16 protein-coding genes and 1 tRNA gene are annotated in these 12,192 nt (G+C 66.6%); 15 read left to right on the top strand and 2 right to left on the bottom strand.

Features of this window, described 5'->3' with window-relative positions; translation table 11 throughout:
* Positions 1–37 precede the first annotated feature (37 nt).
* Both rpoD and ACE3P2_RS09675 read left to right on the top strand, forming a co-directional pair.
* A complete protein-coding gene (rpoD, locus tag ACE3P2_RS09680; protein ID WP_374263850.1) occupies positions 38–1,999 on the top strand; it encodes an RNA polymerase sigma factor RpoD in 1,962 nt (653 codons plus the stop codon).
* 38 nt (positions 2,000–2,037) lie between these two features.
* Positions 2,038–2,114, top strand: a tRNA-Ile gene (locus ACE3P2_RS09675).
* 72 nt (positions 2,115–2,186) lie between these two features.
* On the opposite strand, the gene ACE3P2_RS09670 is transcribed toward ACE3P2_RS09675, so the two are convergent.
* Positions 2,187–2,441: a hypothetical protein gene (locus ACE3P2_RS09670; RefSeq protein ID WP_374263848.1), complete on the bottom strand. Its 255-nt coding sequence runs from the start codon at positions 2,439–2,441 to the stop codon at positions 2,187–2,189.
* A 40-nt stretch (positions 2,442–2,481) separates the two neighbouring features.
* Complete coding sequence (locus tag ACE3P2_RS09665; RefSeq protein WP_374263846.1) at positions 2,482–2,952, bottom strand: hypothetical protein; 471 nt, start codon at positions 2,950–2,952, stop codon at positions 2,482–2,484.
* 201 nt (positions 2,953–3,153) lie between these two features.
* On the opposite strand from ACE3P2_RS09665, the gene ACE3P2_RS09660 reads away from it, so the two are divergent.
* From ACE3P2_RS09660 to ACE3P2_RS09600, 13 genes are all read left to right on the top strand, one after another.
* Positions 3,154–3,585 (top strand): YeeE/YedE family protein, encoded by a 432-nt coding sequence (locus ACE3P2_RS09660; RefSeq protein ID WP_374263844.1) that lies wholly within the window; start codon positions 3,154–3,156, stop codon positions 3,583–3,585.
* Positions 3,586–3,594: 9 nt separating this feature from the next.
* Entirely contained in the window at positions 3,595–4,047 is a 453-nt protein-coding gene (locus ACE3P2_RS09655) for a DUF6691 family protein (RefSeq protein ID WP_374263842.1), read from the top strand.
* 38 nt (positions 4,048–4,085) lie between these two features.
* Entirely contained in the window at positions 4,086–4,454 is a 369-nt protein-coding gene (locus ACE3P2_RS09650; RefSeq protein ID WP_374263840.1) for an OsmC family protein, read from the top strand.
* A gap of 277 nt (positions 4,455–4,731) precedes the next feature.
* Positions 4,732–5,340, top strand: a complete 609-nt coding sequence (petA, locus tag ACE3P2_RS09645) for a ubiquinol-cytochrome c reductase iron-sulfur subunit (RefSeq protein ID WP_374263838.1) — start codon at positions 4,732–4,734, stop codon at positions 5,338–5,340.
* Positions 5,341–5,354: 14 nt separating this feature from the next.
* Positions 5,355–5,651 (top strand): cyd operon YbgE family protein, encoded by a 297-nt coding sequence (locus tag ACE3P2_RS09640; RefSeq protein ID WP_374263836.1) that lies wholly within the window; start codon positions 5,355–5,357, stop codon positions 5,649–5,651.
* Positions 5,652–5,661: 10 nt separating this feature from the next.
* Positions 5,662–6,321, top strand: a complete 660-nt coding sequence (locus ACE3P2_RS09635; RefSeq protein WP_374263834.1) for an MBL fold metallo-hydrolase — start codon at positions 5,662–5,664, stop codon at positions 6,319–6,321.
* Between the two features lie 56 nt (positions 6,322–6,377).
* A complete protein-coding gene (locus tag ACE3P2_RS09630; protein WP_374263832.1) occupies positions 6,378–7,241 on the top strand; it encodes a nitrogen fixation protein FixA in 864 nt (287 codons plus the stop codon).
* A complete protein-coding gene (locus ACE3P2_RS09625) occupies positions 7,238–8,356 on the top strand; it encodes an electron transfer flavoprotein subunit alpha/FixB family protein (RefSeq protein ID WP_374263830.1) in 1,119 nt (372 codons plus the stop codon). Before ACE3P2_RS09630 ends, ACE3P2_RS09625 begins: the two co-directional genes overlap by 4 nt.
* The gene (locus tag ACE3P2_RS09620) at positions 8,356–9,657 is read left to right on the top strand and encodes an FAD-dependent oxidoreductase (RefSeq protein WP_374263828.1); all 1,302 of its coding nucleotides are present in this window, start codon (positions 8,356–8,358) and stop codon (positions 9,655–9,657) included. The genes ACE3P2_RS09625 and ACE3P2_RS09620 overlap by 1 nt, the downstream gene beginning before the upstream one ends.
* Positions 9,654–9,965, top strand: coding sequence for a ferredoxin family protein (locus ACE3P2_RS09615; protein WP_374263826.1), 312 nt, complete (start codon positions 9,654–9,656; stop codon positions 9,963–9,965). The genes ACE3P2_RS09620 and ACE3P2_RS09615 overlap by 4 nt, the downstream gene beginning before the upstream one ends.
* A 4-nt stretch (positions 9,966–9,969) precedes the next feature.
* The gene (locus tag ACE3P2_RS09610; RefSeq protein WP_374263824.1) at positions 9,970–10,458 is read left to right on the top strand and encodes a ferritin family protein; all 489 of its coding nucleotides are present in this window, start codon (positions 9,970–9,972) and stop codon (positions 10,456–10,458) included.
* Between the two features lie 18 nt (positions 10,459–10,476).
* Complete coding sequence (gene ccoG / locus ACE3P2_RS09605; protein WP_374263822.1) at positions 10,477–11,916, top strand: cytochrome c oxidase accessory protein CcoG; 1,440 nt, start codon at positions 10,477–10,479, stop codon at positions 11,914–11,916.
* 87 nt (positions 11,917–12,003) lie between these two features.
* On the top strand, positions 12,004–12,192 hold a 189-nt coding region (locus ACE3P2_RS09600; protein ID WP_374263961.1), incomplete at its 3' end, for a transposase.

The following is a 12,192-nucleotide window of genomic DNA, read 5'->3' as shown; positions in this document are numbered from 1 at the left end:
CGCGTAAAACGCACCGCCGAGATAATCGAGGACCGCCATGACCACGGACAAGCCCAAAACACCGCGCAAAGCGCCTGCCAAGCCGCGAGCAGCGAAGGTCAAGGACAAACTTGCCCCGATGATCGCCGAGGCTCCCTCGGCGGAAGAGGCGGAAGTCCGCCGCACGCGACTGAAGACCCTGATCGCTCTCGGCAAGGAACGAGGCTACCTCACCTACGCCGAAATCAACGACCACCTGCCCGACGACCTCGTGGACGCCGAGCAGATCGAGTCGATCATCAGCACCTTCAACGACATGGGCATCCAGGTATTCGACGTGGCGCCCGCCGCCGAAGACCTGCTGATGTCCGAAGTCGCGCCCACCGTCGTCGATGACGAGCAGGCCGAGGCCGAGGCCGAGCAGACGCTCTCTGCCGTGGATTCCGAATTTGGCCGCACCACCGACCCCGTCCGCATGTACATGCGCGAGATGGGCACCGTCGAACTCCTCACCCGCGAAGGCGAAATCGAGATCGCCAAGCGCATCGAGGAAGGCCTCAAGCACATGATCCAGGCGATTTCCGCCTGCCCCACCACCATCGCCGACATCCTCGACGCCGCCGACAAGATCGGCCGCGACGAAATGCGCATCGACGAACTCATCGACGGGCTCATCGACCCGAACGCCGTCGAGGACATCGAGGAGCTCGCCGACAGCGACGATCTCGACGTGGACGACGCCGAGGAAGAAGACGAGGAGAGCGACGGTGAAGGCAGCGGCGGAGCCCAGTCGGCCTCGCTGATCAAGATGAAGGCCGAAGCCCTCGAGCGCTTCGCCAACCTGCGCAGCCTCTACGACAAGATGGCCGCCGCCCTCCAGAAGAAGGGCTATCAGGACAAGAACTACCTCAAGCTCCAGGAGCAGGTCTCCAGCGAGCTGATGAACATCCGCTTCACCGCCCGCACCACCGAACGCCTGTGCGATGCCGTGCGCCACATGGTCGATCAAGCCCGCGCCCACGAACGCAAGATCCTGCATCTCTGCGTCGACAAGGCCGGCATGCCGCGTCCGCACTTCATCAAGAGCTTCCCGGGCAACGAGACCAATCTCGACTGGCTCAAGGACGAAATCGCCGCCGGCCCGAACAACGCGCCGGTGCTGATGCGCATGCAGCCCGCCGTGCTCGAGGAGCAGCAGAAGCTGATCGACCTGCAGGAACGCATCGGCATCCCGCTGAAGGAGCTCAAGGACATCAACAAGCAGATGTCCACCGGCGAAGCCAAGGCCCGCCGCGCCAAGCGCGAGATGACCGAGGCCAACCTGCGTCTGGTGATCTCCATCGCCAAGAAGTACACCAACCGCGGCCTGCAGTTCCTCGACCTGATCCAGGAAGGCAACATCGGCCTGATGAAGGCGGTGGACAAGTTCGAATACCGTCGCGGCTACAAGTTCTCCACGTACGCCACGTGGTGGATCCGCCAGGCCATCACCCGCTCGATCGCCGACCAGGCACGCACCATCCGCATCCCGGTGCACATGATCGAGACGATCAACAAGATGAACCGCATCTCCCGTCAGATCCTGCAGGAAACCGGCAACGAGCCCGACCCGCAGACCCTGGCCGAGAAGATGGAAATGCCCGAGGAGAAGATCCGCAAGATCCTCAAGATCTCCAAGGAGCCCATCTCGATGGAAACCCCCATCGGCGACGACGACGACTCCCACCTGGGCGACTTCATCGAGGACAACGCCACCCTGGCTCCGGCGGAAGCGGCGCTGTACTCCAGCCTGCGCGATGCCACCAAGGAAGTGCTGGACTCCCTCACTCCGAGGGAAGCCAAGGTGCTGCGCATGCGCTTCGGCATCGAGATGAACACCGACCACACCCTGGAAGAAGTCGGCAAGCAGTTCGACGTGACCCGCGAGCGCATCCGCCAGATCGAAGCCAAGGCCCTGCGCAAGCTGCGCCACCCGAGCCGCTCGGAGCGCCTGCGCAGCTTCCTCGACAACGAAGCCTGACATGTCGGGCGGCCCCGGCAGCCCACACCCGTTCCGTCGGGCCCATAGCTCAGTTGGTTAGAGCAGGCGACTCATAATCGCTTGGTCACAGGTTCAAGTCCTGTTGGGCCCACCAGCAACATCAAGCACTTAGGCCAGCCTCACGAGGGCTGGCCTTTTGCTTTTGGGAGCGGCGACGGCTTTTCGGCTAGCGCCCCGGCAGGCACTCGAAGGTCACCTCGACCCGCGGCGACGTCCCTGCCACGTAAGGGGGCCGGCTTTCGGTGAGGCCGGTGATATGCAGGTCGCGCCGCAGCGACGAGCAATACAGGCTGGCCTCGATCAGGACGGCCCGCCGTAATTCGCCCGGGTCCGATGCGCCGGTCAAGCCTTGCTTGGTGACGACGAAACCGCCCCTGCCATCGGCGACGACGCTCGCACAAGACGCGCACACGAGAAGCACGCCGATTCCCGCCAACGCCCGACGCCCCATCGCGCCAGGGCTACTCGCCATCCGGGGCCGCGCCTTGCGCGCACAGCCGGTCGATCGACCGGAGCGGCGCCAACGGGGCATCACGCCCGTCGGCCTCACCGCCCGGCACACCGCTTTCGGCGGCATCCCAGCCCCGCACGACCTGCACGCCCGGGATCAGGTCGCCAGCCGTCAGCTGCGCCGCGCTCAAGTCCTGCCGGCAGACGAAGATCACCCCGCCGCGCCGCTGCACCTCCGCCAGGTCGGCGGCAAGCCCGGCCTCGTCGGCGCCGGACGTCAGGCGCTGAATCTCGGCCCCTTTCACCAGCAGCCAGAAGACATCGCCCGACCCCGCCCGATGTTCGCGCTTGGCGTCGGCGAGCGCTTGCGCCAGCGAAAAACCATCCCCCGCGATGTAGCCGCCCCCGACGACACCGGCCACCAAGGGGCTCGCCACGATGGCGGCCCACAGCGCTAAAAGCGTCAATCGATTGAGTTTCATGTTCGCATCCGATCCGGAAAGACCGTACGACCATAGCACTGCCGCCAGCAGGCCGCCAGACATCGCCCACCACGCCGTCGGGCACCGCCCTCCCAAAGCGGGCATCGCCCCTTTAAATATTAGAATATTCTGATATATAATTTCGGATTCGCCGTTCTCGTCTCTGCAAAACGGCTCGAAACACGAGGATCGATCGACCCCATGACCATCGACTGGCCGCACTTTTCGCCTTTCACCGCCCTTGTCGGAGGCGCCATGCTGGCGCTTTCGGCCGGGCTCTTGTTGTTCTTCAATGGCCGCATCGCCGGCGTGAGCGGGATCATCGGCGGCCTGCTGCGTGGTCCGCAGACCGAATTGCGGTGGCGCCTGGCCTTCGTCGCGGGCCTGCTGGCGGCCCCCCTGGTTTTCCGACTGTTCGCCGATCTGCCGGCGGGGCGGGTCGACGTCGGCCAGGCCGGTCTGATCGCGGCCGGGCTGCTGGTCGGTTACGGTTCGCGCCTGGGGGCCGGCTGCACCTCCGGCCACGGGGTGTGCGGCCTGTCACGGCTGTCGCTGCGGTCGCTGGTCGCGACGCTGACCTTCATGGGCGCCGGTTTCATCACGGTGTTCGTCACCCGTCATCTCCTGGGCTGAGGCGCAACGATGCAATTGATCACCGCACTCCTGGCCGGCTTCGTCTTCGGGCTTGGCCTGATCGTCTCCGGCATGAGCAATCCCGCCAAGGTGGTGGGCTTCCTCGATCTGGCCGGCCCCTGGGATCCGTCCCTGGCCTTCGTGATGGCCGGCGCCATCGCGCTGGGCCTGGGCATCTTCGCCTACGCCCGACGGCGTGATCGTTCGGTGCTGGGCCTGCCGATGCAATTGCCCGCACCCCGACGCCCCGATATGCGCCTGGTCGTCGGGAGCGCACTGTTCGGCGTCGGCTGGGGCACGGCCGGCATCTGCCCGGGACCGGCCGTGGTGCTGCTCGGCAGCGGCGCCGGCGAAGGCGCAGTTTTTGTCGCGGCCATGCTCGCCGGCATGGCCTTGTTTGAACTCCAGCAGCTGCGCGAACGGCGCGTGGCGGCCGGGCTGGGCGCGGCAAGCGCCAAGTGATTCGAGAACTTTGAAAAGAGGGAAAACCGATGTATTCCGTGAATGTCGATCGCGCGCCCACGATTACCGTCAGCAGCGCCAAACACCAGGTCGTCTATGCCGTCGACGGCTCTGAAATGAACCCCCTTGAAGGCTTCTACGCCACCCTCGCCGGCTGCGCCGCGGTCTTCGCCAAGAAGGCCTGCAAGGAGCTGGGCATCTCGCCGGAGGGCATCCACATTTCGTGCAAGCCGTTTGCCGGCCCGGGCGGCCCGCTCACGCTGGCCAAGTTCAAGACCGAGGTGCGCTTTCCGGAAGCCTTTTCCGCCGAGCAGAAGACCAAGGTGCTCGACGCGATCACCCACTGCGCGGTGAAGAACATCGTCGAAGTCGGCAACGGGATCGAATTCAGCGTCACCGAAGCCTGACCCCCGGCGGCGGATCGCCGCAGGTCGCCCAAGGCGCCTCACCCGTTTCGGGGAGGCGCCTTTTTTCATGGTGACGCCTGCCAGAATTCCGCCACGACACTGCCACGACAGCACCTCCGGCGGCACACGCCCCTCCTCCCGCCCACGCGCGCGAGGCAACCCCCTGATTTACAAGCACTACGCGACCGTCGCCGGCGTGGCACGGTTGTTGATAAGGCCTGAAGGTGCATCCGCACGACTCCGCGTGTCCCCGGAGTCCCCCAACGGAGAAACCAACATGTCCAACACTACGCTGCCCGAACCCTGCGATCCGTCCCGTCGGACCCTGCTGCTCGCCACGGCCTGCGCCGGCGGCGCCATGGCCGTGGGCGCCGCCGTGCCCTTCGTCGCCAGCCTCACCCCCTCCGAGCGCGCTCGCGCCGCCGGTGCACCGGTGGAGGTGGATATCGACAAACTGGCGCCGGGCGAGATGAGCGTCGTCGAGTGGCGCGGCAAGCCGGTGTGGATCCTGCGCCGCACGCCCGAGATGCTGGCTGCGCTGGTCAAAGCGGAGCCCAACCTCGCCGACCCGGGCTCGGGGGTCGAAGCCCAGCAGCCTGACTATGCCCGCAACGCCCATCGCTCGATCAAGCCCGAATACCTCGTCGTCGTCGGTATCTGCACTCACCTGGGCTGTTCGCCGTCCAGCGTCTTCCAGCCCGGCAATCCGGCCCTCGGCGCCGATTGGCCCGGCGGTTTCCTGTGCCCCTGTCACGGCTCCACCTTCGACCTGGCCGGCCGCGTCTACAAGAACAAGCCGGCGCCCACCAACCTCGAAGTGCCGCCGCACAAATATCTGTCCGACACCCGCCTGGTGATCGGCGCCGACGACAACGGCACCGCCTGAACGGAGCGCCGGTCATGCACAGGCACGATCTCGACCACCTGCCGACCGGGCACGACCCGGTGGCCCGGGCGCTCTCGCTGCTGACCGGCCTGCTGGTCGCGGCGCTGCTGATCTTTCAGCCCCGCGTCGCCCTCGATCGCTGGGGCGTGGCCGATCCGACGGCCGCCGCGCTGCTGGTGTGGGCCATGCTCGCCGGCCTGGCGAGCGGCACCGGCTGGCGCCCCGGGCGGACACTGCCCCGCCGGCTGCTGTGCAGCGAGTCCTGCCTGGTGGCGCTCACCCTGTCGCTTCTTCGCATCGCCGGACATTGAGGAGGCACGCATGTACTTCCGCCAGTTCTTCGACCCCACCCGCGCCGCCATGAGCTACCTGCTCGCCGATTCAGCGAGCGGCGCCGCAGTGATCGTCGACCCGGTGGTCGATCCCTGCCAGGCGCTGATCTTCAACGCGCTGCTCGCCGAACGGCGCCTCGACCTGCGCCTCGTGCTGCTCACCCACCTGCACCACAGCCTGCACGACGGCATCGAAGCCTTGTATCCGGGGGCAGGGATCGTCGCCGGCATGGCTCCGGGCGCCCGGCCGGGCTGGCGTGCCGCCGCCGACCTGGACGTGCTGCCCTTCGGCGAGGAGGCGCTGCGCGTGATCGCGACGCCGGGGCACACGCCCCACAGCGTCAGCTACCTGTGGCGCGACCGGCTGTTCTGCGGCGACGCCCTCGAGCTGGGCGGCTGCGCCGTGTCGCAGGACGACGAGGCCGAGCCCGGCCGGATCTACGACTCGGTCACCCGGCGCCTGTTCACCTTGTCGGACGAGGTGCTGGTCTTTCCCGGGCACGACTTTCACGGGCGCACCGTCTCCACCATCGGCGAGGAGCGCCGTCACAACCCGTTTTTCCAATCCCTCGGGCGCGACGCCTTCCTCACCGCCTTCCACGCGCGCCAGCAAGGGCGGACGCCGGTCTGGCCGGCGCTTTCCACGTGAAGGCGCGGCCCATGCCAGGCAGCCCGGACATCGATTCACCGACGCGGGGAGAAACCATGCACATCGCCGTCTGCATCAAACAGGTGCCCGACAGCGCCCAGATCCGGGTGCACCCGGTCACCAACACCATCATGCGCCAAGGGGTGCCCACCATCATCAACCCCTACGACCTCTTCGCCCTGGAAGAGGCGCTGCGCATCAAGGATCGCACCGGCGCCCACGTCACGGTGCTGACGATGGGGCCGCCCCAGGCCGAAGACGCGCTGCGCAAGTGCCTCTCCTTCGGCGCCGACGAGGCCATCCTGATCACTGACAAGGTCTTCTCCGGCGCCGACACCCTGGCCACCTCCTACGTGCTCGCCGCCGCCCTGAAGACGCTCGACGCCGCAGCCCCCCTCGACCTGATCTTCACCGGCAAGCAGACCATCGACGGCGACACCGCGCAGGTCGGCCCCGGCATCGCGATCCGCCTCGGCCACCAGCTCCTCACCTACGTCTCGGCGATCCGCAGCCTCGACCCTTCGACCCGCGCCATCATCGTCGAACGGCGCGCCGAAGGCGGCGTGCAGGTGCTGCAGTCGCGCCTGCCGGCGGTGGTCACGATGCTCGAAGGCACCAACACCATCCGCTTCGCCGACATGCCCGGCATGTTCCGCGCCGCGCGTCAGGACGTCCGGCGCTGGAACCGTGACGACATCGGCGCCGACCTCACCCAGGTCGGACTCAAAGGCTCGCCCACCGTCGTCGCCCAGGTTTTCGGTCCCAAGCCCAAGGCCATCAAGGCACTGCGCATCGAAGGCGACACTCCCCAGGCCATGGCCGACGCCTTCGTCGAACGGCTGTTCGCCGATTTTCCCCAACTGGAGGCGGCGTTGCTCGCACACCTCGACCAACTCGAAGCCCAGGGAGCCCGCACATGAGCGACGCACTCGATACGGCCGCCAAGCCCATCAAGAAGCCCAAGCGCGTCCTCCCCGAGCGCTACAAGGCCTACCGTGGCGTGTGGGTGTTCATCGAACACGAGCACGGCCAGGTTCACCCGGTGTCGTGGGAACTGCTCGGCAAGGGCCGCGAGCTGGCCGACAAACTCGGCGTCGAACTGGCCGGCGTGCTGCTCGGCGGTGACGACGACGGCGTGCGGGCGCTGGCCCACGAGGCCGGAGCCCACGGTGCCGATCTGTGCTACCTGGCCCGCCACCCGGTGCTTCACGACTACCGCAACCAGCCCTACACCGCCGGCATGACTGCGCTGGTGAACACCTACCAGCCCGAGATTCTGCTGCTCGGCGCCACCACCCAGGGGCGCGACCTGGCCGGCTCGGTGGCCACCACGCTGCTCACCGGCCTCACCGCCGACTGCACGGGGCTCGACATCGACCCGAGCGATCGCGCGCTGCTGTCGAGCCGCCCCACCTTCGGCGGCAGCCTGATGTGCACCATCGTGAACCTCGCCACCCGGCCGCAGATGGCCACGGTTCGGCCGCGGGTCATGCCGCTGCCGGCCCGCGACGGGGCCCGTACGGCACGCATCGTCGAACACGCCCTGAGCCTCGACGAAGACGCGGTGGTGACCAAGGTGCTCGACTTCATCCCCGACGCGCGCGCCGACAAGCCACAGCTTCCCTTCGCCGATTTCATCGTGTCGGGCGGGCGCGGGCTCGGCAAACCCGAGAATTTCGAACTCGTCGGCCGCCTGGCTCGGACCCTCGGCGCCGAGGTGGGCGCCTCGCGCCCCGCGGTGCACGCCGGCTGGGCCGAGGCCGAGCGTCAGGTAGGGCAGTCGGGCAAGACCGTGCGCCCCAAGCTCTACCTCGCCGCCGGCATTTCGGGTGCCGTCCAGCATCGGGTGGGCATGGAAGGTGCCGACGTGATCGCCGGCATCAACCTCGATCCCGCCGCGCCCTTGTTCGACTTCGCCAACTACGCGCTGATCGGCAACGCCACCGCGCTGCTGCCCGCTCTCGACGTGGCTTTCGCCCGTCGGCTGGCCGCCGCCCGGGCGCGCCTCGCCACCCCGACGGAGGAGGCCGTCTGATGGAAAAGTTCGATGTGATCGTGGTCGGCGCCGGGCCCTCGGGCAATGCCGCCGCCTACACCCTGGCCCGCGCCGGACTGCGCGTGCTGCAACTGGAGCGGGGCGAATCGCCGGGCACGAAGAACGTTCAGGGGGCAATCCTCTACAGCGATGCCCTCGAGCGGATCATCCCCGACTTTCGCGACACGGCACCGCTGGAGCGCCACGTCATCGAGCAGCGCATGTGGCTGCTCGACGAGAACCAGTCGTGCACCGGCGCCACCTACCGCGACGCCCGCTTCGCCCAGCCGCCGTACAACCGCTACACCATCATCCGGGCCCGCTTCGACCGCTGGTTCTCGGAGCAGGTGAAGGCGGCCGGCGCACTGGTGATCTGCGAAACCACGGTGACGGCACTGCTCAAGAACGACGCTGGCCGGGTCATCGGCGTGCGCACCGAGCGCGCCCAGGGCGACATCCTGGCCGACTGCGTGATCCTCGCCGACGGCGCCAACGCGCTCCTTGGCGAACGCGCGGGCTTGCGGCCGCGGGTCAGCGTCGAGCACATGGCCCTGGCCGTCAAGGAAGTGCTGTTCCTGCCCAAGGAAACGATCGAGGCGCGCTTCAACATCGCTGGCAGTCAGGGCGTGGTGATCGAGATCGCCGGCAACATCACCCACGGGATGGTGGGAACCGGCTTCCTCTACACCAACAAGGATTCCATCGCCGTGGGCATCGGCTGCATGCTCGCCGACATGAAGCGCCAGCGCCTGACGCCGGCGCAGCTGCTCGAAGGGCTCAAGCAACACCCGTCGGTGCGTCCGCTGCTCGACGGTGCCGAAATGAAGGAATACGCCGCCCATCTGATCCCCGAAGGCGGCTACACCGCGCTGCCACGGCTCTACGGCGACGGCTGGCTGGTGGTCGGCGATTCGGCGGGCTTCGTGAATGGCGTGCATCGCGAGGGCTCGAACCTCGCGATGACCTCGGGCCGCTTCGCCGCCGAAACCCTGATCGCGCTGCGCGAGGCAGGCCGGGACTTCAGCGCCGACAACCTGGCCGGCTACAAGCGCCGCCTGGACGACAGCTTCGTGATGGCCGATCTGAAGAAATACGCCAATGTGCCGCATCTGCTCGATCACAACCCGCACCTGCTCGGCGTTTATCCTCGGGTCGTCGGCGAAGCCGCCCGCGAGATGCTCACCGTCGATGGCGTGGCCAAGCGCGACAAGCAGAAGCGGATCCTCGCTCGACTCACCCAACGCCGCTCGCTGCTCGGCCTGCTCGGCGACGCCTACAAAATGTGGAGGGCTTTCAGATGAGCACGGCCATCGATTTCGTGGCGCCCAAGGTGAATGTCGAGGAGAAGCTCTTCCAGGATCGCTATCGCGTCGATGTCGGCCTTGCGCACATCAAGGTTTTCGACGCCGCGGTATGTGCATCATGCACGGCCCAGCCGTGCACCGTGTGCTGCCCGGCAGGCTGCTGGCGCGCGGCGGAGCACGGCGGGATCGAACTCGTCGTGGATGGCTGCCTCGAATGCGGCACCTGCCGCCTGGTATGCGACAAGAACAACGTGGACTGGAACTACCCGCGGGGCGGTTTCGGCATCCTTTTCAAGTTCGGGTAAGCCGATGAACAGTATTCGCACTTTCCTCGCCCACGCGGTGCGCCTCGAAGCCGAGGCCGCACGGAGGTTCGACGAGCTGGCCGAGCACATGGCGACCCACGGCAACCAGGAGGTCGAACAGGCGTTTCGCCAGTTTGCCGACTTCTCGCGCCTGCATCTGGCCGACGCCATGGCCCGTGCGGGCTTTCGCCACATTTCCGATCTGCCCGCGGACGGCTACGATTGGCCCGACGGCGAACCGCCCGAATCGGCCGCCTGGTGGGGCGTGGACGCGCTGATGGACGTGGAGGCCGCATTGCACCTCGCCCTCGAAAGCGAGCGGAGCGGCTTGGCGTTCTACCAGACGATCGCGAACGATTCCACCGATCCACGGGTCAAGGGCATGGCACAGACCTTCGCCGAGGAAGAAGCGGGCCACGTCGCCCTGCTGGAAGCCATGCTGGCGCGCCGGCCCATTCCCCCGGCCGCGGGCAAAGCCGGCAACACATTTTGAAGAGAGGCTCCAACAATCATGAGTGAAGCAGACAACAAGGCCACCCGGGGGCCCACAACCCCGGCTGGCACGGACAACCCGCAGGGCGACACCCTGTATGCCGTCCGCCAGAAGGTGTATCCCCGCGCCGTCACCGGGCGTTTCGCCACATGGCGCTGGATTCTTGTCTGGGCGACCCAGCTCCTCTTCTACGGCCTGTGCTGGCTACCCTGGAACGGCCGCCAGGCAGTGCTGCTGCATGTGGTGGAACGCAAGTTCTACATCTTCGGCTGGGTGTTCTGGCCGCAGGACGTGTTCTTCCTGGCAGTGCTACTCATCATCTCGGCGTATTCGCTCTTCTTCTTCACCGCGGTGGCGGGGCGACTGTGGTGCGGCTATGCCTGTCCGCAGACGGTCTACACCGAGATCTTCATGTGGATCGAGGAAAAGATCGAAGGCAACCGCAGCCAGCGCATGAAGCTCGATCAGGCGCCCATGTCGCCGCGCAAATTCGCGATCAAGGCGGCCAAGTTCGGCGCCTGGGGCCTGCTCTCGGTTTGGACCGGCTTCACGCTGGTGGGCTACTTCACCCCGATGCACGAACTGCTGCAGGAGGCGATCAGTTTCAGCTTCGGGCCCTGGGAGCTGTTCTGGATCCTGTTCTACGGCGGCTTTACCTACTTGTTCGCCGGCGTCATGCGGGAGCAGGTCTGCAAGTATATGTGCCCGTACGCCCGCTTCCAGGGCGTGATGTTCGACCCCGACACCCTGGTCATCACCTACGACACCGAGCGGGGCGAGCCGCGCGGCACCCGGAAGAAAGGCGTCGATCCCAAAACGGTGAGCAAGGGCGATTGCGTCGATTGCGGCATCTGCGTGCAAGTCTGCCCCACGGGCATCGACATCCGTAACGGCATGCAGTACGAGTGCATCGGCTGCGCCGCCTGTATCGATGCCTGCGACCAGGTGATGGAAAAGATGGATTACCCGAAAGGCCTGATCCGCTACACCACCGAAAACGCCATGAAGCGCCATTGGGGTCGCAAGGAAATCATCGGACACGTGATGCGTCCGCGCATCCTGATCTACGCCGGTGTACTGGTGGCGATCTGCATCGCTTTCGTCTGGGGCCTTGCAACCCGCTCGACACTGCGGGTCGACGTCATCAAGGACCGCTCGACCCTGAGCCGCGAAATCGAAGGCGGGCTCATCGCCAACGTGTACAACCTGCACGTGATGAACATGACCGAGAAGCCTCGCACCTTCACGCTCAGTGCAAGTGGGCTGGACGGTGTCAAGGTAACCCCGGATACGCCGATCAACGTCGACGCGGCAGAAATGAAGGCCGTGACGATCGAAGTAGCGGCCCCACCGGAATCCGGCAAGCCCGGTTCCAACACCGTTTACATCGAAGTGAAGGCCACCGACGATGCGAGCGTCGCCGTCCGCGAAAAATCGGTATTCCTGATTCCACGCTGATTGCCACTGGGGCGCCAACACCGCTTGCGCGCCCCAGCAGGACAGCCAGTCTGAACCGCCCCGGAAGTGCGCGCGCGTTCGGTGCGGATGGTGTTCGAGCGGCGCAGCGAGCACCCGTCGCAATGGGCAGCGATTCAGTCGATTGCGGCGAAGATCGGCTGCACGGCCCAGACACTGCATACCTGGGTTCGGCAGCACGAGCGGGACACCGGACAGCGGGACGGGGTCAGCAGTGCCGAGACGGCCCGGATCAAGGAACTGGAGCGGGAGGTTCGG

It is taken from the genome of Zoogloea sp. (assembly GCF_041911615.1).
GTDB lineage: Bacteria > Pseudomonadota > Gammaproteobacteria > Burkholderiales > Rhodocyclaceae > Zoogloea.
The sequence above is the reverse complement of the archived record's forward strand: the minus strand, read 5'-3'. Positions and strand labels throughout refer to the sequence as shown.